26 protein-coding genes and 1 riboswitch are annotated in these 23527 nt (G+C 26.6%); of the genes, 23 read left to right on the top strand and 3 right to left on the bottom strand.

Annotation, left to right across the window (positions count from 1 at the left end):
• Positions 1-130: 130 nt before the first annotated feature.
• Positions 131-508, top strand: coding sequence for a BlaI/MecI/CopY family transcriptional regulator (locus Q3287_RS18095; protein WP_054270520.1), 378 nt, complete (start codon positions 131-133; stop codon positions 506-508).
• Between the two features lie 593 nt (positions 509-1101).
• Here the strand turns inward: Q3287_RS18095 and Q3287_RS18100 are convergent.
• A complete protein-coding gene (locus Q3287_RS18100) occupies positions 1102-1365 on the bottom strand; it encodes a hypothetical protein (RefSeq protein WP_054270519.1) in 264 nt (87 codons plus the stop codon).
• Positions 1366-1682: 317 nt separating this feature from the next.
• Here Q3287_RS18100 and Q3287_RS18105 point away from each other — a divergent pair, with 317 nt between their 5' ends.
• The 4 genes from Q3287_RS18105 (at position 1683) to Q3287_RS18120 (ending at position 5253) form a co-directional block, all read left to right on the top strand.
• A complete protein-coding gene (locus Q3287_RS18105; protein WP_054270518.1) occupies positions 1683-2258 on the top strand; it encodes a hypothetical protein in 576 nt (191 codons plus the stop codon).
• Positions 2259-2355: 97 nt separating this feature from the next.
• Positions 2356-3354 carry a DUF4003 domain-containing protein gene (locus Q3287_RS18110; RefSeq protein ID WP_407964588.1) on the top strand — a complete coding sequence of 333 codons (999 nt, stop codon included), beginning with the start codon at positions 2356-2358 and terminating at the stop codon, positions 3352-3354.
• 334 nt (positions 3355-3688) lie between these two features.
• A complete protein-coding gene (locus Q3287_RS18115) occupies positions 3689-4327 on the top strand; it encodes a lactate utilization protein (RefSeq protein WP_054270516.1) in 639 nt (212 codons plus the stop codon).
• Positions 4328-4353: 26 nt separating this feature from the next.
• Positions 4354-5253 carry a YegS/Rv2252/BmrU family lipid kinase gene (locus tag Q3287_RS18120; RefSeq protein WP_054270515.1) on the top strand — a complete coding sequence of 300 codons (900 nt, stop codon included), beginning with the start codon at positions 4354-4356 and terminating at the stop codon, positions 5251-5253.
• Positions 5254-5359: 106 nt separating this feature from the next.
• Here the strand turns inward: Q3287_RS18120 and Q3287_RS18125 are convergent, their stop codons facing one another.
• Positions 5360-7024 carry a glutamine--tRNA ligase/YqeY domain fusion protein gene (locus Q3287_RS18125; protein WP_054270514.1) on the bottom strand — a complete coding sequence of 555 codons (1665 nt, stop codon included), beginning with the start codon at positions 7022-7024 and terminating at the stop codon, positions 5360-5362.
• A 292-nt stretch (positions 7025-7316) separates the two neighbouring features.
• Between Q3287_RS18125 and Q3287_RS18130 the strand changes: the two genes are divergently transcribed.
• The 7 genes from Q3287_RS18130 (at position 7317) to Q3287_RS18160 (ending at position 15275) form a co-directional block, all read left to right on the top strand.
• Positions 7317-8030, top strand: a complete 714-nt coding sequence (locus Q3287_RS18130; protein WP_407964589.1) for a DUF2140 domain-containing protein — start codon at positions 7317-7319, stop codon at positions 8028-8030.
• Between the two features lie 160 nt (positions 8031-8190).
• Positions 8191-8754 carry a hypothetical protein gene (locus Q3287_RS18135; RefSeq protein WP_054270512.1) on the top strand — a complete coding sequence of 188 codons (564 nt, stop codon included), beginning with the start codon at positions 8191-8193 and terminating at the stop codon, positions 8752-8754.
• A gap of 307 nt (positions 8755-9061) precedes the next feature.
• Positions 9062-10762, top strand: coding sequence for a hypothetical protein (locus tag Q3287_RS18140; protein ID WP_054276864.1), 1701 nt, complete (start codon positions 9062-9064; stop codon positions 10760-10762).
• A gap of 170 nt (positions 10763-10932) precedes the next feature.
• A complete protein-coding gene (locus Q3287_RS18145) occupies positions 10933-11550 on the top strand; it encodes a hypothetical protein (protein WP_054270510.1) in 618 nt (205 codons plus the stop codon).
• Between the two features lie 110 nt (positions 11551-11660).
• A riboswitch (Lysine riboswitch) is annotated at positions 11661-11829 on the top strand.
• Between the two features lie 81 nt (positions 11830-11910).
• Positions 11911-13104 carry an aspartate kinase gene (locus Q3287_RS18150; protein ID WP_054270508.1) on the top strand — a complete coding sequence of 398 codons (1194 nt, stop codon included), beginning with the start codon at positions 11911-11913 and terminating at the stop codon, positions 13102-13104.
• Positions 13105-13121: 17 nt separating this feature from the next.
• Entirely contained in the window at positions 13122-14414 is a 1293-nt protein-coding gene (gene lysA / locus Q3287_RS18155) for a diaminopimelate decarboxylase (RefSeq protein WP_054270507.1), read from the top strand.
• A 204-nt stretch (positions 14415-14618) separates the two neighbouring features.
• Positions 14619-15275 (top strand): tetratricopeptide repeat protein, encoded by a 657-nt coding sequence (locus Q3287_RS18160; RefSeq protein ID WP_054270506.1) that lies wholly within the window; start codon positions 14619-14621, stop codon positions 15273-15275.
• Between the two features lie 161 nt (positions 15276-15436).
• Here the strand turns inward: Q3287_RS18160 and Q3287_RS18165 are convergent, their stop codons facing one another.
• Positions 15437-16522, bottom strand: coding sequence for an AI-2E family transporter (locus tag Q3287_RS18165; RefSeq protein WP_407964590.1), 1086 nt, complete (start codon positions 16520-16522; stop codon positions 15437-15439).
• A 191-nt stretch (positions 16523-16713) separates the two neighbouring features.
• Here Q3287_RS18165 and Q3287_RS18170 point away from each other — a divergent pair, with 191 nt between their 5' ends.
• The 11 genes from Q3287_RS18170 to Q3287_RS18220 all read left to right on the top strand — a co-directional run bounded on the left by Q3287_RS18170 (position 16714) and on the right by Q3287_RS18220 (position 23445).
• Positions 16714-17430: a pseudouridine synthase gene (locus Q3287_RS18170; RefSeq protein WP_074178226.1), complete on the top strand. Its 717-nt coding sequence runs from the start codon at positions 16714-16716 to the stop codon at positions 17428-17430.
• 42 nt (positions 17431-17472) lie between these two features.
• Positions 17473-18054 (top strand): class I SAM-dependent methyltransferase, encoded by a 582-nt coding sequence (locus Q3287_RS18175; RefSeq protein ID WP_407964591.1) that lies wholly within the window; start codon positions 17473-17475, stop codon positions 18052-18054.
• A 400-nt stretch (positions 18055-18454) separates the two neighbouring features.
• Positions 18455-19327 (top strand): MurR/RpiR family transcriptional regulator, encoded by an 873-nt coding sequence (locus Q3287_RS18180; protein ID WP_021384902.1) that lies wholly within the window; start codon positions 18455-18457, stop codon positions 19325-19327.
• A gap of 913 nt (positions 19328-20240) precedes the next feature.
• Complete coding sequence (locus tag Q3287_RS18185) at positions 20241-20807, top strand: hypothetical protein (RefSeq protein ID WP_054270502.1); 567 nt, start codon at positions 20241-20243, stop codon at positions 20805-20807.
• A 279-nt stretch (positions 20808-21086) separates the two neighbouring features.
• Positions 21087-21488, top strand: coding sequence for a hypothetical protein (locus Q3287_RS18190; RefSeq protein WP_407964592.1), 402 nt, complete (start codon positions 21087-21089; stop codon positions 21486-21488).
• Positions 21489-21564: 76 nt separating this feature from the next.
• Complete coding sequence (locus Q3287_RS18195) at positions 21565-21696, top strand: hypothetical protein (protein ID WP_407964593.1); 132 nt, start codon at positions 21565-21567, stop codon at positions 21694-21696.
• Positions 21697-22204: 508 nt separating this feature from the next.
• Positions 22205-22351, top strand: coding sequence for a phage tail assembly chaperone (locus Q3287_RS18200; RefSeq protein WP_265340537.1), 147 nt, complete (start codon positions 22205-22207; stop codon positions 22349-22351).
• A gap of 31 nt (positions 22352-22382) precedes the next feature.
• Positions 22383-22481, top strand: a complete 99-nt coding sequence (locus tag Q3287_RS18205) for a phage tail assembly chaperone (protein WP_265340536.1) — start codon at positions 22383-22385, stop codon at positions 22479-22481.
• Entirely contained in the window at positions 22478-22603 is a 126-nt protein-coding gene (locus Q3287_RS18210; protein WP_407964594.1) for a phage tail assembly chaperone, read from the top strand. Before Q3287_RS18205 ends, Q3287_RS18210 begins: the two co-directional genes overlap by 4 nt.
• A 182-nt stretch (positions 22604-22785) precedes the next feature.
• The gene (locus Q3287_RS18215) at positions 22786-23040 is read left to right on the top strand and encodes a hypothetical protein (protein WP_407964595.1); all 255 of its coding nucleotides are present in this window, start codon (positions 22786-22788) and stop codon (positions 23038-23040) included.
• A gap of 57 nt (positions 23041-23097) precedes the next feature.
• Entirely contained in the window at positions 23098-23445 is a 348-nt protein-coding gene (locus Q3287_RS18220; RefSeq protein WP_407964596.1) for a DUF6054 family protein, read from the top strand.
• Positions 23446-23527: the final 82 nt, after the last annotated feature.

The following is a 23527-nucleotide window of genomic DNA, read 5'->3' on the forward strand; positions in this document are numbered from 1 at the left end:
TTTATACTGAAAATATAAATTTTTTATATTAATAAAATTGGATTGAGTATTTTAAATAAAACCTTTGACTCTAAAAGTCTATTAATATAGTATTTAATTATATATAAGTTTGAGAGGAGTGTAAAATCATATGACTATTACTAAGATACCACCAGCAGAATTAAAAGTCATGAAATTTATTTGGAGTTCAGATTTTACAGTAACATCAAAAGATGTCATTGAAGCTATGGAAAAACTATATGATTGGAAACAAACTACAACATTAACACTTTTATCAAGATTAGTAAATAAGAAATTCTTAAGTGCAAGAAAAATTGATAGACATACACACTATACAGTTCTTATTGGGGAAGAAGAGTATTTGCATTTTGAAACAAAAACTTTTCTAGATAATATGCATGGTAGTTCTATTGAGAGCTTTATGAAATCATTGTTCAAAAAGGGGGTAAATGAGGATGAATTAAATTCTGTTGAAGAATGGGTTAAAAATATTAAAAAAGATGAATAATTTAATGTAGTCAATTATAATAATTTTGGGTATATATTTTTATTAAAAATAAGATTACATAATTTTAAGTAAATTACATATTTTATATATTTGAATATATAAAAATAAATGGGTTGATAATGTCATGACAGAATTTATATGTTTTGTCTGCTTTTGATATGAATTTAATTGTCATAAAATAAATAGTTTTTATAATAATCAGTTAAATGAATATAATGTAAAGTGTTATGTGAAAAGTATAATTTTTTAGAAGTATTTTTATTTTGTTATTACAATGTTAATTTGATAAGTTTGGTGTAAAATCAAATCTATTAGAACTTAATTTTATACTAGACTTATAGTTAATATTAGCATAACCTGATACTAAGTATTAATTTATAAGTCAGAAGTTTTGTTCATTAATTGTGTAAATTAATTGTTTTAGATATATAAAAGGTATAATTTTATTTTTATTTTAATTACTTGTAGAGCTTAAAGTATATATTGGGTTATATTAAATATATTTATATTTATAAATTTGAGATAAATATTTAGATACATATTAGAAATTGTTAAAATAAAAAGTTCCTAGTTTTAGGAACTTTTTTATTTACTTAATATAAAGTGTGAGTTTTTGCTTCAGCAATAGCTCTTGCTGTACTTTTTTGTTTTTCAGTATTTTCTTTTTTATAAAAGTTAATCACTTCTTCTAAATCTTTATTTTCAATGTTATCTTTCTTATTTTCAAGAATATAGTTTACAATTGATTCATTTATCAAATCTGTCAAAATCTTATTTTCATCATTAGTTATCTTAGATATTTCTTGTACTAGAATTTCATTAACTTCTACTGTAATTTGTTTTGTATTTTTTATCATATTATTCACCTCTTAAAAAAATTATATCATCTCAAAAAAATAAAATCAATATGTTTTAAAATTATAGAATTTTAATTCTTAAATTCTAAAAAATAGAATCATTAAATAAAACTGATTTTAGGTATTAAAAGATTAATAAAATATATTTAGGCATAAAAGCTCTATTCTATATAATCCTAAGATAGAGGATTTATAAGGAGTTAAGGTGAATTAAATATAAGACAACTTCTTAAAGCAAATGGGTGTGGTATTTAAATCTAAATGTAGACATATAATATTAAATATGCTAATATATCAAAATAATAAGGGGGGAATTTATGAAGCTTAAAGAAGCATTGATTACATGTGTTGTATGTAGTGTATGTTTAAGTCCATTATTGGTAAATGGAGAAACGAAAATAGATGCAGATCATTGTAAAGAATCTATAGTAAATATTGATACTATAGTAAAGTCTGGTAAAAGCTTTAATTCCAAATATAATCAAGGTATGAAAGACTATAAAAATAGTGATGAGTATAAGTTAAAAGTACAAAAAGAGAAGCTACAGAATCAGTTAGGAATTAAAATAAAAAAGTTAGTACCCATAACTTTTGAAGTAAGTTATTATACAAGTCTTAACCAAGAAAATGGATATGGAGCTATAACAGCTACAGGAGATGATTTAGAAGATGGTTTTGTGGCAAATAATCACTTGAGTTTTGGAACTAAGATTATTGTAGATGGGAAATTAAAAACTGTTATGGATAGGGGGTCTAGTAAGTATTTTAGTAATTCTAATGCAATAGATGTATTTGTGCCCAAATGGAGTAATGAAAGTGAATCAGAGTACTATGATAGAGTTAATAATATGGGAAGACATTACAAAAAAGGCTACATTATTGTTGAAGAATGATGCTTCTTAAAGTAATATGTGTTGATTGTATCGCTTAATAAATATATAATGAATATAAAACTATTAATACAATGAAATATATTACTGGGAGGACAATATGGAAGAATCTTTTATAAATGGAAAAGCAAACTTATTAGTAGAAAATTATAAGGCATTAAATGAGGTTAAAGGTTCTTGGCAAATGGGGTTAATCCAACATAGTTGTGCACTTGCATTTACCCTTAAGAATAAAAGAATAAGCCCTAGATTAGTAGAAGAGAGAATAGAGCTTATTAAAAAGAATACTGGATTATTCTCTAATTTTAGAGGATATAATATATTTTATATGGCAACACTACTTTCGTTTGAATCAAATCCAGAAAGTAGTTTTAAGATGATTTTGGAAATATATAAGGAACTTAAAAATGAAAAGTTTTGGGGCGATACATATTTACCACTTACAGCATCAATAGTCTACGAGAATAGAGAAAAAATGGATTATGTTACATGTATATCAAAGATGAAAATAATATATGAATATATGAGAAAAAAACATCCATTTTTAACGTCTAGTGATGACTATTGTAATATAGCACTTATTGCAATTCATTCAAAAAATTTAGAAGAAGATTTAGAGTATATAGAACAATGTTACGAGTTTCTAAATAAAAATGGTTTTTATAAAGGAAATGATTTACAAGCATTATCTCAAATTCTTTTATTTAGTGATGATAGAAGTATGGTTAAATGTAAAAAAACTATTGAACTTAAAAAAGCATTTAAAGAAAATGATTGTAAAATGAATTATTATGGATATCCAATAATAGGAGCAATTTCATTATTAGATTATAGAGAAGATGAAATAACAGAAAAGATAAAAAATGTATCAAATAAACTTAAAGAAGAAAAAGGTTTTGGAAATTGGTCTTTAGGAAAAAGTAATAGAGTGATGATTAGTTCTGCTATTGTAGCTTCTATTTATGCAGATTCTATACAAACTGAGAACAACATAGACTCTATAACTAATAATATATTTTTAAATATTGTTGTTGCTATACAAATTGCATGTGTAATGGCAGCAACAAGTGCAGCTATAGCATCTTCTTCATCAAATTAATAAAATATTGTTGGAGTTGAAGATTGTAAATTTAATAATACAATTTATATGTTTAAAAAAGAATATAATATTACTTTTAAACTAATTGTGATATTTGATGATATGAAACATATAATTAATATATAGATTTTAATAAATATATAATACTACATACAATATAGGGAAAGTGGAAGAAATGTATCTGCTTTCCTTTTTTGATTATAAATTTGAATAAATTTATGTAAAACTTATTCAAGTTTATATTGTATTTTTTTTTAGATGTACTAAAATAAACTTATAAAGAAAATAAAATTTATAACTAATTGATACTATTACGAACAAGGGGGAAGTTAAAATGGATCAAAATCTAAATTGGCTTAATGAAAAGAGAATAGAAAAAACGATAAAATCTCTAGAAAATAATAATATGAGAGGGCATTTAGTAAATAATAAAGAAGAGCTTCTAAAAAAAATTGAAGAAATAGTTAAAGCAGGTTCTCTAGTAGGATGTGGAGGATCTATGACCTTATTTGAAACAGGAGTAATTGATTTTATAAGAGAAAAGTATGATTTTCTTGATAGATATGCAAAAGACATTAAACCAGAAGAAATGAAGGAAATATATAGAAAATCTTTTTCTGCAGATGCTTATTTTACAAGTACTAATGCAATAACAGAGAATGGAGAGCTTTACAATGTAGATGGAAATGGAAATAGAGTAGCTGCTATGATATATGGACCTGACAAAGTAATAGTTATAGCAGGAGTAAATAAAATAGTTAAGGATGTAGATGAAGCTATAAAAAGAACAAAAACGATAGCTGCTCCAGCTAATTGCAAAAGATTAAATACAAATACTGGATGTAAGACTACTGGCATATGTATAGATTGTTCAAGCCCAGGAAGAATATGTTGTAATTATACACTTATAAAGAGACAATTAGCACCAGAAAGAATACATGTAATTTTCTTAAACGAAGATTTTGGATATTAAAAGAATAAAATAAGTAGGGAGAAATAATGAAAAAAGTAAAACTTATATACAATCCTAATTCAGGTGAAAAAAAGATATTATCAAATTTGGACACAATTATAGAATTATATCAGGAGAGAAATTATTTATTGATACCCTATAGATTGAATATTAAAGAACCTGTAAAGAATGCATTTAAGGAAGTGGATAGTTCTTATGACCATATACTGATAGCAGGCGGTGATGGTACCATAGATTTAGTGGTAAATGCAATGAAAGAATTAGACATAAGAATCCCAGTTGGAATTTTACCTACAGGAACTGCAAATGATTTTTCAAATGCTCTTCAAATTTCATTCGATATAAAAGAAGCTATAAAGAAAATCATAAATTTAAAGCCGAGAAAAATAGACATAGGGAAAGTTAATAATAAGTACTTTATAAATGTGGCAAGTGCTGGTATGTTTACAGATGTATCACAAAGGATAAACACAGACTTAAAAAATTCATTTGGAAGAATTTCTTATTATATAAAGGGAATAGAAGAAGCATTGTATATGAGGAAGTTTAAGATAAAAGTATCTTCTAAAGAAATGTATTATGATGGAGATATGTATCTTATGTTGATTTTTAATGGCAAAACAGCAGGAAATATAAATCTAGCATACAAAGCTGAAATAGATGATGGTTATTTGGATGTAATTATTTTTAAAGGAATGCCAATTCCAAAATCAATACCAGTTTTGATAAGTGTGCTTAGAGGTGATTACTTAGATCAGTATAATGGAAATGAAATACTGTACTTTAAAACCAAAAAAGTATATATAGAATGTGAAGATTCCCTTATAACGGATATTGATGGAGAAAAGGGTCCAGATTTTCCTCTTAGCATAGAATGTATAAAAGATGGTATAGAGGTGATGGGAATTAGTAGTGAAAAAAGTTAATAATCTAGAGTAAATTGTGAAGACTCAAATAAAAAATTACTTCTAACTAAAGTTATATATAGTAGAAGTAATTTATATTTTAAGTCTTCATTTTTTTATTGTAGGATTATTTAGCTGGTTTAAAAGAACTTTTTAGAGGAACTATTCTATTAAATACAAGTTTTTCATCAGTTGTATACTTGTTATCTATACTAAAGAATCCATTTCTAACAAATTGGAATTTATCAAAAGGTTTAGCATTTTTTACTTGTGTAGGTTCAACAAAACCTTGTAATATTTCTAATGAATTAGGGTTTATTTGTTCTAGGAAATGTTTGCCTTCATTTTCAGGAACATCATCAAGAATTAATGGCTCAAATAATCTAAATTCACATGGTATAGCAGATTTAGCATCCACCCAATGTATTGTAGATTTTACCTTACGACCTGTAAATCCAGAACCACTCTTAGTTTCAGGGTCATAAGTTCCATGTATTTCAATAACATTTCCATTTTCATCCTTAATTACATCAGTGCATTTTACGAAATAAGCACCTTTTAAACGAACTTCATTTCCTGGGAAAAATCTGAAATATTTCTTAACAGGTTCTTCCATAAAATCATCCTGCTCTATATATAGCTCTCTAGAAAAAGGAACTAATCTCTTTCCTTGAGATTCATCTTTAGCATTATTTTCTATTTCAAGCATTTCAATTTTATCTTCTGGGTAATTAGTTATAACTAGTTTTAAAGGTCTTAAAATTCCCATAGCAAGAGGTGCTTTTGGTTGTAGATTTTCTCTTAGGAAATAATCAAGCATTTGGCTATCTACTGTAGAGTTAACTTTTGATACCCCTATTTCACTACAGAAATTGCGTAATGCTTCTGCAGTATATCCCTTACGCCTGATACCAGATATTGTAGGAACACGAGGGTCATCCCAACCATCAACAACACCTTCATCTACAAGTTGTTTTAATTTTCTTTTACTCATAACAGTATTGTTTATATTAAGCCTAGCAAATTCTATTTGTCTAGGTACATTTTCCATTTCACACTCTTTGACAAACCAATCATAAAGCGGTCTTTGGTCTTCAAATTCTAGAGTACATATAGAGTGAGTTATCCCTTCAATTGCATCTTCAATTGGATGAGCAAAAGCATACATAGGATATATGCACCATTTATCTCCTGTGTTGTGATGTGTTGAATGAGATATTCTATATATAATTGGGTCTCTAAGGTTTATATTTGGAGAACACATATCTATTTTAGCTCTTAATGTTTTTTCACCATCTTTAAATTCACCATTTTTCATTCTTTCAAATAAATCAAGGTTTTCTTCAATAGACCTATTTCTATAAGGACTTTCTTTTCCAGGTTCAGTTAAAGTACCACGATATTCTCTCATTTCTTCTTGTGTCAAGTCACATACATAAGCCTTACCTTTTTTTATTAATATTAAGGCTCTCTTGTACATTTCATCAAAGTAGTTAGATGCAAAATTTAACTCGTTCCAATCAAATCCCAACCACTTAACATCTTCTTTTATAGACTCTACATATTCAACATCTTCTTTTAATGGATTTGTATCATCAAATCTTAAATTAGCTTTTCCGTTAAACTCCTTAGCTAGTCCAAAATTAAGACATATACTTTTTGCATGACCAATATGTAAATATCCGTTTGGCTCTGGTGGAAAACGAGTTATTATACTGTCGTGTTTTCCTGTTTCTAGGTCATTTATAATAATATTTTTTATAAAGTTAGATGAGTTCGTTTCATTTGACATATTTTATACCTCCTATTTAATTTGCTTATAATACAGAACACTACACTGTATTGCATAATATTAATTTTAATCCAAGATTAGAAAAAAATAAAGGTGTAATTAAGAGTATTATGCAAAATATTAACTTTTATACTAAAAACATGTTTTTTACAGTTTATTTACAAAAAATGAGATTTGTTGAATTAATCCTTAAAAGACTGTATTATAATATGTATATTGTTAAGAATATTATGTGAAGTTAGTTATCTAAATTTATTTTAAATCTGTTGACAGATTTGTAAAGGAGACGATTATGGGAAAGGTTGCAAAAATTTTATTGAGTTTAATTGTTATTGTTATAGTGTTTACAGGGATTATTGTATACACTTTGAAACCAAAAGAAAGATATGATGTAAGTTCACAAAATAATGAAATTATAGATGAAGAATACTTATCAAAAGGTTCATATATAAATTCCATGGAAGTAGTAAAAAATCCACTTAGAATGGTTGGGAAAGTGTCTGTTTCAGAGGATGAGTTTAGAAATTTAATATATACATTAATGCATAAGCATGGGATTAAAGAGCTTGAAAATAATTTTGTTGAAATGAAAGATGGAAAAATAAAAGTAGCAGGGCCATATAAGGTATTTGGATTAATAAATAGCCAATATGAACTTGAATTGATACCTACTTTAAAAGGAGAGAATCTAATTGTAAGCCTTGAAAATGTAAAACTTGGTAAATTCAAGATAAGTGATAAGATGTTAGAGAAAATACTAAGTAACTATAATAAAAAAGTTCCATTTGAAGTTAATGGAAATAAGATTACTTTAGAGAAAAGTTATCTTTATCCAGTAACTCTTAAAAATATATCTATAAAAAAAGGAAATATTGACTTGGATATGGAAGTAGAAATAGATTTGAAATCACAAATAAATGGGGCATTAGGATATTTGAAGGATTCTGGAAAGGCTCAAGATATACTAAATCATTTGATTAATTTAAAGAAAACAGCTGTTGGTTAAAAATATAGAAAACTTATATTTATATTTTTATTATATTTCACACAATATTGGAGTACTTTAAAATCAAAATTTGTAAAATAACATTTATTGTGTTAGAATGTTTTATGATATTAAGTTGTAAATACGTAATATTATTTAGTTACTAGATTGGGGGGAAATGATGAATAAAGTCTATATTGTAACAACATATACAGGAACTTTATTATCTTACTTAATAAGGAATATAAGTAAAAAACTGTATACACATGTGTCAATATCACTAAATGAAAATTTAAAGCCAATGTATTCTTTTGGGAGATTAAATCCAAGAAATCCATTTATTGGGGGATTTGTTGAAGAAAATATAAATCAAGGATTATATGCTATAAGAAAAAATACTGTGTGTAGAGTATATTCATTAGAAGTAGATAATTTACAATATGAAAATCTATTTAAAAATATAAAATTAATTAGTGATTATAGAGAAGATTACTATTATGATATAATGGCATTAATATATTTGCCAATGAATATTCATAGACAATCTGAATATAAATATGTATGTTCAAACTTTGTTGCTGATATGTTAGAAAAAAGTGAAATAGACATTTTAAATAAACAATCATTTGAAGTAACACCAAATGATTTTTATAATTTACCTGGTTTAACCTTAGAATATGAAGGTTTATTATCAGAATATAATTCTAGACAACATTCTTATGTATCAAAAATCGCAAACATCTAAAAATTTATTTTAGAGTTTATCATATAAAAACTATTGCTAGATAATTAGGCTGAAGATAGTAGTTTAACTTCGAGAGGATTAAGAATTCGTAAATCTTAGTTAGAACACTTTCTTCAGTTTTTAAATTTTAGTGATTATTTGTATTTTTACAGTATTTTTGGGGTATATAGATAAGATATAATTGAATAAAATATTTATATAAATGTATAAAGATATCTTAACACATAAATAAATATGATAAATATTTATTTTTTGTAAATATATGGATATAATAGTAATAATAACATTTTGTAGAGAGGAGTATTAAATGAAACGATATCTTAAAACATATGGAGTTGCAATAATAATTGTAGCAATTTATGCATTTATTAAATTACCTGTACTTAGATTAGATTTCACATCTTTATTTTCAGTAGGAATAATTTTCTTTGTTGTGGCAGGAATACTAGATATGATGTTAGATAGAAATGAAAGAACATCTAAACTTGCTAAATATAATTTTTCAATAGCAATAGCTTTACTTGTGTATATTGTAGTTGTGCCTTTTATAGCTTCTACACCTGTGTTTCATGCAAAGGCATATAAAGAATTATTAGGAAAAGTAACTGAAAGTAAATTTACTGATGACATTAGTCCTGTCAGTGTAAATGACATTCGTCTTGTAGATGAAGATATGGCCATGAAATTGGGAGATAAAAAGCTTGGAGAAGTTCCAGCTATAGGTAGTGTGTCAAAATTAGGAAAATTCCATATACAAAATGTGGATGGAGAATTGTACTGGGTAGCACCTCTTGTTCATAGAGACATAATTAAGTGGGTGACATCTTTAAGTGGTACAAGTGGTTATGTAAAAGTATCTGCAAGTAACCCTCAAGATGTTCAATTAGTTCAAGAAATAGATGGAAAACCAATAAAGATAGTATATCAACCAGAAGCTTACTTGCATCAAGATTTACAGAGACATTTATACATACATGGTGTGGTAAATGTTGGTATGACAGATTTTACCCTTGAAATAAATGATGAAGGGAAACCTTATTGGGTTGTAAGTTTATATGAGCATAAAATTGGTTATGGAGGAGCAAATGCTACAGGAATAGCTACTGTTGATGCAGAAACTGGAAAAATAAATGTTTACAATGTTAAAAATACACCTAAATGGGTGGATAGAATCCAGCCACAAGAATTTATAACAGACCAGATTAAAGACTGGGGAGTTTATGTTAATGGATTTTTAAATTCTGTTATATCAGAAAAAGGAGTACTAGTGCCAACAGAAGGAACATCATTAGTTTATGGAAATGATAATAGGTCTTATTGGTATACAGGTATAACATCTTCAGGAGGAGATGAATCTACAATTGGATTTATGTTAGTTGATTCTAGAACAAAAGAAGCTAAATTATATAAGCAACCAGGAGCCACTGAGACAGCTGCAATGAAATCAGCTGAAGGTAATGTTCAAGAAAAGAATTATGAAGCAACATTCCCTGTAATGTATAATATATTAGGTCAACCAACATATGTATCATCATTAAAAGATAAGGCTGGTCTTGTAAAGAGAGTTGCATTTGTATCTGTTGAAGATTATAATGTGCTTGGTTTAGGTGAAGACAAAAACGAAGCATTGAGAAACTATAAAGATTCATTAGAATCTAAGGGTAATGATTTAAAACTTGATAATGATTTAAAAGATGAAGTCATAGAAGGTACAGTGACAAGAATAAGTCCAGATGTACGAGGTGGAAATACTAATTATTATGTGACTTTAGATTCAAATAAAGAGATAATATTCAAAGCTACTTCAAAAGTATCTAGTGAATTGCCATTGACTCAAGTTGGAGATAAAGTCAAAATATCATATTCAAAAGAATTATCTGGTGTAATTGAAATGTCAGAATTTGATAACCTAAATATTGCAAACTTTGAAGATAAAAAAGCAAAAGAGGGAACAGGAACTGACGAAAATACAAACTCTCAAGGTTCTGAGAATCAAGATAATGTATAGTTTAACTTAAAAAAATCGAAAATAGTATTTAATATATTAATAGCTAGTTTTTATAAAATTTATTTTTATAAAAACTAGCTATTTTATTTTAATTCTTTGTAAATTTAATGTCATAAAATTAATATAATATTAGTACAACTTTGCAAATAATACTTCAAGGAGAATGTACTATGACTAATATGGAAAAAGAGATATTGCTTTTAATTAGCAGGGTTAGATGTGTTACAGAAGCTCAATTTAGAAAAATTTATGGAGACCAAAAGAGATATAATAAAAAAAACTTTAAAAAAACCTTGAGAAAAATGTGTAGTGAGTATACACTTAAAAAATATCCTTGTGATGTGGATTATTATAATTACAAAGACCTCTCATATGTATACTATTTGAATGGTAGTAAACTTTTTAAGGGAGATGATTTAATAAAGGCTCTAGTAGGGTCAGAATTAGTTGTTAGAATCAATACTGCAGGTTGTGATGTAAAAAGATTCTACCGAAATGTTAGTGTGGATGATATGAAATATGATTTATTTATTGAATATACAGACCAATTTGGTAATATAAAACAGGTTCTAGTAGATGTTGATTTAAATAATGAAATAGATATTTCTAAATATGAAAATCTTTCTAGAAAGATAGATAAATCTACAATTCCATTTTTTAAAGTGCCAAACGTTTTGGTAGTTACACCAGATAATCTATCTGAATTAAATGATTTAGAGAGATATGATAGTGAGTATAGTATAAATTTTATAGATTTAGGATTAAATAAACTATTTAATTGTATATAACCTAATTTTAAAAAAGAGAATTATAGATTTGCCACATTTTGTAAAATAATTGTTGCAATATTATATAGAATGTGATAAAACTATATTAATAAATTAATTAAAAATAATGAGCCTAGGGTAGAGGTAGCTATATTCAATAGTATTCAATAGGAGCTGGTAAGTGTTGATGATTGATGAAAGGGTCTATAGCCGAAGAAAATTTGTTGACGGATGGATTTTCTGGACTTATGCAGAATATGTATAAGGCTGTCACTTTTAAAGTGATGAGCTACAAGGTTACTTGGTCTATGAGATTTACACGTCCAAAGTATACCTTTGGGCGTTTTTATTTATCAAAATTTAACTTGAGGGGGAAAAAGCATGAGTATAATTGTTCAAAAATATGGTGGAAGTTCGGTGGCAGATACTGATAAAATAAAATCAATTGCAGAAAATATAATAGAACGAAGAAAAGAAAATCCACAAATGGTAATAGTTGTGTCTGCCATGGGTAAATCCACTGATGAATATATAAAGTTGGCTAAAGAATTGAGTAATGAACCTAGTAAAAGAGAATTGGATGCTTTGATGTCTACTGGAGAAATGATTTCAGCTTCTTTATTATCAATAGCATTAAATGCACTTGGATGTAAGGCTGTAAGTTATAATGCTTATCAGCTAAATATAAAAACAAGTGGTCTTCATGGGAAGTCTCAAATTGATGATATAAATGTAAATAGAATTAAAAATAGTTTAGATGAAGGAAATGTCGTAATAGTAACTGGATTTCAAGGAATCAATGAAGATGGTGATGTAACTACTCTTGGGAGAGGTGGTTCAGACACATCTGCTGTGGCTCTTGCAGTTAAATTAAATGGGAAATGTGAGATATATACAGATGTTGATGGAATCTATTTTACAGACCCAAGAAAATATTCAAAGGCTAGTAAACTTGATGAGATTGAATATGAAGAAATGCTTGAGTTAGCAAGTTTAGGAGCACAAGTAATGCATTCAAGAAGTATAGAACTTGCACAAAAATATGGTGTTGAAATTTATGTTGGACGTACATGTGGTACAGTAAAAGGAACATATATAAGAGGGGGAAAAGATATGAAATTAGAGGATAAAGTAATAACAGGATTAGCTACTAGTGATGATGATAGCTCTATAACAATCAAAGATTTTAAAGCAGAAAATATATCTAGTTTATTTGAAGATATAGCAACTATAGGGATAAGTGTAGATATGATAAGTCAGACTGCACCTATCTTAGATAAAATAAGTGTATCATTTACAGTTCCAAAAGAAGAATTAGGAGAATGTAAGAAGATAGTATCTAAGTACACAGATGAAGAACATGTAGTGGTTGATAATAATATCACCAAATTCTCTTTGGTAGGTCTTGGCATGAAAAATACTTCTGGAGTTGCTGCTAAGGTATTTAAGATATTCAATGAAAATGGTATAATGATAAAACTTATAACTACATCAGAAATTCGTATAACATGTGCTATAAATTCTGATGATAAGCAAATAGCTATAGAAAAAATAGCAGAAGTATTTAATATATAAAATTTGGGGAGGATATTATGAAACTTCATGGAACTATGACTGTAAATGATAATGAATTATATATTGGAGGAGTGAGTTGTTTAGAGCTTAGTGAAAAATATCAAACTCCACTTTATGTATTTGATGAAGCTTTGGTAAGACAAAACTGTAGAGAATATGTAGAATATTTTAAAGCCAAAGATGGAAAAAACAAGGTTGCTTATGCGGGTAAAGCTTTTTTACCTATTTATATGTGTAATCTTATAAATGAAGAACAAATGTGCCTAGATGTAGTTTCAGGAGGCGAATTATATACAGCATACAAATCAAATTTCCCTATGGAAAAAGTTTTCTTCCATGGAAATAATAAGACTAAAGAAGAAATAAATATGGGGTTAGATTTAGGTGTAGGTAAGTTCGTAGTAGATAATTTTTATGAATTGGATTTGATTGAAAAGTTATGTGAAGAAAAAGGTAAAGTTCAAGAAATATATTTTAGAATAACACCTGGAATAGAGGCTCATACACACGATTATATAAAAACTGGACAGATAGATTCTAAATTTGGATTTGCCTTAGTGAATGGAGATTTATTTAGAGCAATAGAGAAATTGAGTGAATACAAGAATATAAGACTTGTGGGTCTTCATGCTCATATAGGCTCACAAATATTTGATGTAGAGCCATACATAGATACAGTGGACATAATGATGAACTTAGTAAAAGAGATAAAAGAAAAATTCAATATACAGCTAACAGAAATTGACTTAGGTGGAGGTGTAGGGGTTTATTACAGTAAAGAAGATAAGCCTAAGACTATAAAAGAATTCTGTGAGACTATAATTGCTAAAGCGGAAAGTTCATGCAAAGAGCTTGGGATAGAAGTACCTATATTGGTAATAGAACCAGGAAGATCAATAGTTGCAAATGCAGGAAGCACATTGTATACAGTAGGTTCAATAAAAGATATAAAAGATGTTAGAGTTTATGTAAGTGTAGATGGAGGTATGACAGATAATGTAAGACCTTCTCTGTATCAAGCTAGTTATGAGTGTAGTATTGTAAATAAAATTAACCATGAGACTATGAATCATGTAACAATAGCTGGAAAATGTTGTGAAAGTGGAGATATATTGATTGGGGATATAGATATAATGGATATTAAAAGTGGAGACATACTTATAACGACATCAACAGGTGCATATGGGTATTCAATGTCTTCAAATTATAATAAAATACCAAGAGCAGCAGTAGTATCAGTATTTGATGGAAATGATAAGGTAATATGTAAGAGACAAAGTTATGAAGATTTATTAGCTTTAGAAGTATAGAATGAAAATTAAATATTAAGTTTATTATAAGTAGATTTGCTAAGGTATATATGGCTCTAAATTAATTTTTAGTTTGTTGTAGTTATCCATAGCATATCTACTTATTTTTTTCTTTTACTAACAAATTTCTTGTAATAAATATAAAATATTTTAAAAACTTCCTAATTATGATAAAATTTAAAGTATATAACAAGGAGGGGTTTAATGAGAGGAAGAGTAATTTTATTAATATCGATATTATCTATATTTCTTGTAGGATGTTCATTTAATAATAAAGATGAAATAAATTTAACTGAGCAAGGAAAAACATACTTAGAAAAACATGACTATAAAAAAGCTATGGAATCATTGTCCTCTGCATTAGAAGAAGACAATACTAATGAGAATGCAAGGGCTATGTATATGCAAGCTATGAGAATGTCAAATATGACTGAGTTTGAAGAAGCGAAAAATTATGAGGATGCAATTAAGGAACTTAAGCTTATAGAGAAAATAAAAAATGGTTCATCTGTTATTAAAGAAGAAGCAACTAAAAAGAAAGAAGAATTAACTAAATTAGAAAAAGAACAAAATGAAGCAGAAGAGCAAAGAAAGAAAAAGGCAAAAGATACAGCAGGAGAAGATAGGTACAGAGTAGAATCAGACGCAAGAAAAACTTCTTATAGTAGAAACAGTAAAACTAATAAATCTAGTTCTAAAAATAACAGTAAAAAATCAGATGATGATAAATCTGATAATAATAGTAGCTCTTCTCAGAATCAAGAAAAACCAAATAATAATCCAGCACCAACACCACCTTCTCCAGATACTAGTGGTGGAGCAGAGAGTGGTGAAAATTCTCAAAGTTCAAATAATCAATAAATATAAAATGTGCATATATTTTTAATAAATAAAATATGCATTATAAAAAATTAGCTCTTAGCAAATTGTTTTTGCTAAGGGCTAATTTTTTATAAAATAGTTCAATAAAAAGCAACTAAATTTGAAATTAAAAATTTAAAAGTATATACAATAAATATAAGTTATTGTAGCCGATTATCTATATATTTATCAACATAAGTTTTTACAACAGCTGCTATTGGCACTGAAAGGAAAACACCTATAAAACCAAATAGAGATTGACCTATTAAAATTGCAGAAATTACCCATATAGCTCCTATACCAACTTGATTACCCATAACTTTTGGTTCTATAAAGTTTCCATCTAGTTGTTGTAATATAAATATGAATATAACAACCCAGATAGTTTTTTGTGGGCTATATAAGATTGTCATGGCTATTGGAGGTATTGCACCAATAAAAGGACCAAAATACGGTATTATATTACCTAAGAATATTATTGAAGCTAAAAATAAAGCATTTTCTATTCGGATAACAAATTGAAATCCTAAGAATGCAATTATACCAATAATAAGAGAGTCTAATATTCTACCAATCAAATAATCATAGAAAATGTCATGAGTAGTTCTAAAGAATTCTATAATATCATCTGCTTTGTTTCTATCAGTAGAAGAGTATAGTAATTTTTTAAACCCCAATGCAATTTTTTCTTTGTCATATATAATATATATAGACAGTATAAATCCCATTGTCATATTAAATAACATAGAAGATATACTAAGTGTATAGGCTAATAAGTTTTTAGGAATTCTACTAATGAAATCATTTGCCTCTTTTAACACATTATCTAAGCTATGTTGTATGTGAGGAATTAAAGTCTTTAAAAAATCTATGTTTGACATATTTTTTTCTATAAAATTGTTTATATAATCAGTGTACATAGGCATTTCACTTATTAACCTGTTTAATGTATTGGCGATTGATGGAATTAACAATCTAATTCCAAAAGCTAAAATAAGACCTATAAATATATAAGCTATAAAAATAGCTAAAAGCCTATGTGCTTTAAATCTTATTTCAAAAAGCATTACTAATGGATTTAAAAGTAAAGCAAGCAAAATAGCTAGAAAAAATGGGCCAAAAAACTTTAAGAATCCTTCAATACTAGATATAAAATCTGATGGAGTATTAACAAATTTAAAAAATAAAATTCCAATAAACACGACTATTAAATAGTATTTTACATTTTCTTTTGAAATAATAATCACTTCCTTAAAATAGTGTTTAGTCAGCTATTACATATTAATAGTATGTGAAAAGAAATTACAATTATTTAGGAAAATTAAATAATTTTTTAGCTTGTTTTTAATCAAGGTCTAGTATAGTATAATAATGTAACAAAATTAACATTGATAAAAATATCAAATAACATATAATTTAAGATAAGAAAGGATTATGTATGAGAATTAATAAGTATATAGCTTCTTGTGGGATTGCATCTAGAAGAAAAGCAGAAGAAATTATTCTTGAAGGAAGAATAAAGGTAAATGGAAATGTAGTAAAAGAGTTATCATTTAATATTGAGGAAGATAAGGATATAGTGGAATTTGATAATAAAAAAGTAAAGCCAAGTGAAAAGCATGTATATATAGTGTTAAATAAGCCAGAAGGATATATAACTACAGTGAAAGACCAGTTTAATAGACCAAGTGTAATAGATATACTTAAAGATGTGAAAGAAAGAGTGTATCCAATAGGTAGACTAGATTATGAAACTAGTGGATTATTGATACTTACTAATGATGGAGACTTAACATATAAACTTACTCACCCAAAACATGAGGTTAACAAAACATATGTAGCAAGTGTGAAGGGAATTATAAGTAATGACGAAATAAGAAAGTTTGAAAGAGGATTAAACATAGAAGATTACACAACAGCACCTGCTAAAATAAGAGTAACTAAAGAAAATAAAGAAAAGAATTATTCTGTATGTGAAATAACTATACATGAGGGAAGAAATAGACAAGTGAGAAAAATGTGTAAGGCTATAAATCATCCAGTTTTAAATTTAAGAAGAATTTCTGTAGGTAAGATAGAATTAAAAGATATAAAAGTCGGAGAATATAGATACTTAACAGAAGATGAAATAAAATATTTAAAGTCAATAAAATAAGATAACAATGAAATAAAGTTAACAGTAGGGAGAGATAGTATTATGGCATATGCAAAATATTTAACTAAGATTACAGATATAAATAAATTTTATTTAGAAAAGGTTATAAGTAAAGGTGATATAGTAATTGATGCTACTATGGGAAATGGATATGATACAATGTATCTAGCTGAAAAGGTTGGAGAAAAAGGGTTTGTATATGCCTTTGATGTACAAGAAGAAGCAATAAAGTCTACAAGTAAAAAAATAGAAAAAGAAGGATATATAGATAGAGTAAAATTAATATTAGATGGTCATGAAAATATGAATAAATATATAAAAGAAGAAGTTTCATGTGTTTTATTTAATTTAGGATATCTTCCAAGAGCAAAACATTCAATTATAACCAAACCAGATACAACTTTAAAAGCTATAAAGTTGAGTTTAAAAATGTTAAAAGAAAATGGAGTAATAAGTATCGCTATATATACAGGGCATGATGGAGGTCAAGAGGAAAGAGATTGTATATATAATCTTATCAATAATTTAAGTCAGGATGAATTTAATGTTTTAGAATCTAAATTTTTAAATCAAGTCAATAACCCACCACAATTGATTTTAATTGAAAAGAAAAAATCACAATAAATACTAAAAAAAACTTGACAAGATTCTATTAAGAGTTAATATATATATTGTGACCTCTTAAAAATACTTTAAATAATAAGCATACGATAGTTTGCTTTTAAAATAAAATATATACTTAAATATGCAAAATAAGATAGGAAACTTTTAAATGAGTAAAAATTGAAAAATTTAAAAGAAATATTGGATAAATATTAAAAAATGCAAGGAAAGATGGTATAATAAATTTAATCGAAAATACTATGTGATGTATAAGGTACAGAAAAGTTAGAATTTTATGAGTTTAAGAAGTTATAATAAAAATTAATATGAAGTTGAGATAAAAACAAAATAATAGAATTTTTACAGAAAAAGACAATATTAACAAAAACAAAATAGTTTGTATAACTAAAAGGAGAAAAAAATGGAAGAAACAAATGAAATGAAGGACAGTAAACATTTGATATCAAATATACAATCTCAGTATACGAGATTGAGTAAAGGTCAAAAACTTATAGCACAATATATTTTAAATAATTATGATAAAGTTGCATTTATGACTGCATGTAAATTAGGTGAAACTGTAGGTGTAAGTGAGTCTACTGTTGTAAGATTTGCAAATGCCTTAGGTTATAGTGGATATCCTAAATTACAAGCAGCACTTCAAGAACTCATAAAAAATAAGCTAACTACAGTACAAAGAGTTGAAATGGCACATGATTATTCCGATGATTTTGCAATATTAAACAAAGTTTTAAAGAGTGATATAGATAATATAAGGTCCACATTAGAAGAAATTGATGAAAGAGCATTTAAAGAAGCTTCTAATAAACTTTTAAGAGCCAGAAAGATATATATACTTGGTATGAGAAGTTCTTTTGTAGTAGCTCAATATTTAGGTTTTTACTTAGATATAATACTTGACAATGTTCATATAATTAGAATGGATATGGGAGATGCTTTTGAGCAAATTGTAAGAATAAATGAAGAAGATGTTATAGTTGCAATTAGTTTCCCTCGTTATTCAAAAAAATCTTATCAAATTGTCGATTATGCTAAGGAAAAGGGAGCACATGTAATATCATTAACAGATAGTTTGTTTGCACCAGTAGCATCACTTGCAGATAATACTCTTTTAGTTAAAAGTAATATGGCTTCATTTGTAGATTCTTTAGTTCCAGCACTTAGTATTTCAAATGCTCTTGCTATATCTGTTGGAATGAAAGAGAAAGAAGATATTAAACAACACTTTGATGATTTAGAACAAATTTGGAAAAGATATTCGGTATATGAGTAGATTTTGTATATTAATAAATAGTTTCAAGGGTTAAAACGTTCAAATCTAGCCCTATTTAAACAAAGATATTATAAAAAACTGACTGACACTTAACTGACAAATTCCTTTTTTTAGGTCTAACTGACATTTAACTGACAGTCAGTTTTTTGTTTATCTGAATAATGTTTTGCTTAAATTGTTAGAGACTTCTTTGTCATTTCCTCTAAAACAAGAGAATATCTATTCATAGTTATTTTTATATATGTATAACCCAACCTTTCAGAAACCACTTTCATATTTAGAAGAGGAATTTAATACTCTAGGAAAAGATGTTTGGAATACAATACAAAATTTTCCTTTAAGGTATCTAAAACATATTTTGACTTATGCTTAGATTGTGGTGAAATAGTGAGAACTTATATAAAGGGTAAGACTGACAGGAATTGGTGTAAAGATGAGAAATAAAAATACATAGGATTTAGACTATCTTTATAGATGCTCTTTTTTTATACAATAAATTAAGAGGACAATGAAGTTATTAAATTTAAAGAAGTATATAAAAAGATTAAGGAATTAATAGAAATTATCTAAACTAATATTAGTACCTGTTGGCTAATAATTAGCTTTATTCCTTATTATATGATATAATGTAAAATAGAGATAAGGAAGTGGTTAGTATAGGAATATTAAAAAGTGCTGAATTAGTTAGAAAGATAGCACAAAGAATTGCTAGAGAAAAAGGAATAAGAGAGCAAGAAGCATGAAATGATGCTGTTACAGAGTATAAACAAAAACATAGATACTTAGTCTAGAGAATCATCTTTATAGATGGTCTTTTTTTATGTAAGAAGTTTGTGTAATAAATTAAAAATAAATGTAAAAAATATTATACAACTATAATAAGATAAAGTAATGTTTTTAAGGAGAAAAAGATATGTTTAATCAGTTTAATGAATTTCTTGGTAACTATATAAATATAATTTCTGTAATTGCATCATTTGCATCAATAGCAGCCTTGATTATATCAATTATAGCTTTTATGGAATCTAATAAACAAGCCAAATTGATACTAAAATATAGAAGAAATAATGAGAATAATATAGCTGGTGATTATTATGAAAATGGTAATGGATATATTAGACTTGATTCTAATAAGATAGATGATAAACCTGGTATCTATACTAAGATTCGTAGTAATAACTTAGTTGATTTTGTAATAGAAAACAAAAGTACAATTGTTGCAAAAAGCCCTATATTAAGTTTGAAATTTATTAATATGGAAGTAGAGATTGAAGAAAATAATAACTTTGAACAAATAAATAGTGAGCTTAGATGGCATCCAAAAGATAATACTACAATCCATAAAGGAATAAATTTTAGAATAGAGCAATTTAATTTTAGAAACTGTGTTATGCTTAAAAAAGACGTTTATATAGAGGTAGTATTATCAGCTGATAATATGGAGACAAAGGAATTTAGAATACCAATAAAAGTATATTAAAGAACACTAGTAAGTGTTCTTTTTTTATTTAATAAATTGGAGGCAGTAAATGAATAAAAGAGAAATTGTGTATTTAAATTTAGAAGATATAAAACCTTATGAAAATAATGCTTTAAAGATTCAATTAAACTCAAGTAAAATCTCTGTATAAATCTTATTATATATTTAAAATATTTTTAGAATAATTATAAATTTATATTAATAAATAACTGTAAGAGTACACTTGTTTTATAGTATAATAAATTAATATATTATTCAGAAAATTAAGGAGAGATACTTATGCAAACCTTAGATGTATACATGAAAAAATTATGTCCACAGTATCTAATAAAACATAGTGAAATCGTTGATGAAGTAACTGTTGATGTACGTACACCAACAGAATATGGTAGTATAACTAAATTACAACATAATATCTCTGTTATTGATGAAAAAGAATATGACTTTCTGCACAGGAATAAACCTATTGCAGGAATTATTGTTTTATATGGTTTAATAAAAAATCGCAAAAATATAAAAAATAAACTCCTATCTATTAGTGATAACAATAGTAAAAAGATAATAATTGCTTGTTCTAAAGGTAGGATTCGTAGTCCAGTTGTTTGGATGTATTCTAGATATTTAAAAATGGATTCTAAAGTATTATTGGATGGAATAAACTCTCTAAAAAATAATTCTTAAAAGCGAAAATTTGAGTATTTTGTAATTGTCGAATAGTTTTTGAAGGATATTGACCTTTGAAGTTGAATTTTATACTTTGGAAGAAATTAATATGGATGAAGAGTATTTAAAAGAATATTTATTTTATTATGAGAAATCAAAAGGTAAGAAGAGTAAAGAAGAAAAAATAAGAAACCATAATTTAATAATAGAAAAAATAAATATATAAAACAGTAGAACTGTAGTAGATTTAAATGCTAAAAATGATATGTTGATATGGTTTTATCCAGAATTGACTTTGTTTATTGAAATAGATAGTTTACCATATAAGTTTTAGAAAAAGCTTCATTTTCCATACTCATAACAATAATAGTTTTGCTTCTTATGATGTATTTGTCATGAAAAAATGGAAAAGAGCTTAAGAATTTAAGCAAAGGAATAGAAGAAGAAAATAGCTTTATGATTAAATAACATCTATATATGAAAGGTATGAGTCCTAAAAAGGGCTCTTTTTTTATTCTCAAAACAAACAAAAACGAGATGGTTATATAGCTAAATATGAATATTGGATAACGGAATGGTGAGTATTTGGATGAAGATATGGGCTTTACATGTGAGTATTGGAAATTAGTTAAAAAGTTCAATTTAATATCAGGTACAATATAAAATATACAATAAGAAGAGATTAAAATAATATGAGTAATTCAAGTGATTTTTTAGCCTAAAATACGATAAAAATTGACAATGTAAAATATGTAGCGGATGATAGATTCTTAGATGAAGAAGGAAAATCAGTTGAATGGAAATTAAGATTTTTATCTTCTGAGGAATACGAAACCTTAAGAAGAAAGTGTCCTAAAAGGGTTAAAAGTTTTAGGCAATAATGGGAAAGCTACAGGGCAATATACAAGTGAAATTGACTACAATAGCTATGTAGCTGAATTATGTGTAGCATCAACAGTATTTCTTGATTTAAAGAATGATGATTTACAAAATAGTTATGGAGGAATGTGAGAATTTCAGCTATTAAAATAATGCTTACAACAGGAGAATATATAAATTACACAGTAAAAGTGAATGAGGTTAATGGATTTGACACTTCATTTAAAGATGACATAGAAAAAGCAAAAAACTAATTCGAGATGGAGAAGAATGTAGAACTTAAAACTAAAGATTAAATTGGCATAGTCACATTACTAATATATGAAAATGTTACAATTTTGGAAATAGATGGGTATATATGTTGTATAGTATAATGTAGATAATATATCACTAAGTAAAAAAGAACAAAGAAATCTAAATTATAAGAGGTGTATTTATGGAAAATAAGGATATTAAACTTACAATATGTATATTTGCTTTTGTAATTGGAATAATAATGTTATTTTGCTGTATAGGTTTAGGGCAATTTAATATAGAATGTATTATGCGACAAAATGGTGGAACAATGGATACTAACCAATACAATATATATTTAGAACAATCTATTTCACAGTATAGAAATTTTGGTTCTATATTGGCTTTATTAGGAGGAATAGGAATACTGTTTGATAAAAGTGTTAGAAAATACTAAAAAAGTACGTTTTTATTAAGATAAAAATTAATCTTTATTAAGGATGTGATGAATGATATGTCAAGAGAAGTGTTTACTGTAAAAATTACACCAGTAGAAGCACAGAGAATGGTAGAAAAGAATTTGGATGCAGATATAGTTTTTTCTGATATGTATAGCTTAGGTAATGGTAAACTTATACTAATTACAACTTTCGACAAATATTATGCAAGAAGTAATAGTAATTCAGGGTTAGTGGTGATTTGTGAAAATACAACTGGAAAAACTCTTGTTAAAATTGCTTCAACTGGAAGTTCGATAGGACTTCTTCAAATTGATTGGGGAGTAGGAAATAGTTTGCTTAAAAGAGTAAAAAATATTCTTAGTGATTATATTATAGGTGTAATTAATATTAATAAAGGTTAAAACTGTACTTATTGTGTATATGAATAATAATCTTATAACTTCTTAAAGATAGGAAAAAGCAATAAAACTTAAAGTCAAGCTA

The organism is Clostridioides sp. GD02404, from assembly GCF_045898275.1.
GTDB lineage: Bacteria > Bacillota > Clostridia > Peptostreptococcales > Peptostreptococcaceae > Clostridioides > Clostridioides difficile_A.

Coding starts and splice junctions, on each gene's coding strand:
- Q3287_RS18095 (WP_054270520.1), top strand. CDS start 131: ATGACTATTACTAAGATACCACCAGCAGAATTAAAAGTCATGAAATTT.
- Q3287_RS18100 (WP_054270519.1), bottom strand. CDS start 1,365: ATGATAAAAAATACAAAACAAATTACAGTAGAAGTTAATGAAATTCTA.
- Q3287_RS18105 (WP_054270518.1), top strand. CDS start 1,683: ATGAAGCTTAAAGAAGCATTGATTACATGTGTTGTATGTAGTGTATGT.
- Q3287_RS18110 (WP_407964588.1), top strand. CDS start 2,356: ATGGAAGAATCTTTTATAAATGGAAAAGCAAACTTATTAGTAGAAAAT.
- Q3287_RS18115 (WP_054270516.1), top strand. CDS start 3,689: ATGGATCAAAATCTAAATTGGCTTAATGAAAAGAGAATAGAAAAAACG.
- Q3287_RS18120 (WP_054270515.1), top strand. CDS start 4,354: ATGAAAAAAGTAAAACTTATATACAATCCTAATTCAGGTGAAAAAAAG.
- Q3287_RS18125 (WP_054270514.1), bottom strand. CDS start 7,024: ATGTCAAATGAAACGAACTCATCTAACTTTATAAAAAATATTATTATA.
- Q3287_RS18130 (WP_407964589.1), top strand. CDS start 7,317: ATGGGAAAGGTTGCAAAAATTTTATTGAGTTTAATTGTTATTGTTATA.
- Q3287_RS18135 (WP_054270512.1), top strand. CDS start 8,191: ATGAATAAAGTCTATATTGTAACAACATATACAGGAACTTTATTATCT.
- Q3287_RS18140 (WP_054276864.1), top strand. CDS start 9,062: ATGAAACGATATCTTAAAACATATGGAGTTGCAATAATAATTGTAGCA.
- Q3287_RS18145 (WP_054270510.1), top strand. CDS start 10,933: ATGACTAATATGGAAAAAGAGATATTGCTTTTAATTAGCAGGGTTAGA.
- Q3287_RS18150 (WP_054270508.1), top strand. CDS start 11,911: ATGAGTATAATTGTTCAAAAATATGGTGGAAGTTCGGTGGCAGATACT.
- lysA (WP_054270507.1), top strand. CDS start 13,122: ATGAAACTTCATGGAACTATGACTGTAAATGATAATGAATTATATATT.
- Q3287_RS18160 (WP_054270506.1), top strand. CDS start 14,619: ATGAGAGGAAGAGTAATTTTATTAATATCGATATTATCTATATTTCTT.
- Q3287_RS18170 (WP_074178226.1), top strand. CDS start 16,714: ATGAGAATTAATAAGTATATAGCTTCTTGTGGGATTGCATCTAGAAGA.
- Q3287_RS18175 (WP_407964591.1), top strand. CDS start 17,473: ATGGCATATGCAAAATATTTAACTAAGATTACAGATATAAATAAATTT.
- Q3287_RS18180 (WP_021384902.1), top strand. CDS start 18,455: ATGGAAGAAACAAATGAAATGAAGGACAGTAAACATTTGATATCAAAT.
- Q3287_RS18185 (WP_054270502.1), top strand. CDS start 20,241: ATGTTTAATCAGTTTAATGAATTTCTTGGTAACTATATAAATATAATT.
- Q3287_RS18190 (WP_407964592.1), top strand. CDS start 21,087: ATGCAAACCTTAGATGTATACATGAAAAAATTATGTCCACAGTATCTA.
- Q3287_RS18215 (WP_407964595.1), top strand. CDS start 22,786: ATGGAAAATAAGGATATTAAACTTACAATATGTATATTTGCTTTTGTA.
- Q3287_RS18220 (WP_407964596.1), top strand. CDS start 23,098: ATGTCAAGAGAAGTGTTTACTGTAAAAATTACACCAGTAGAAGCACAG.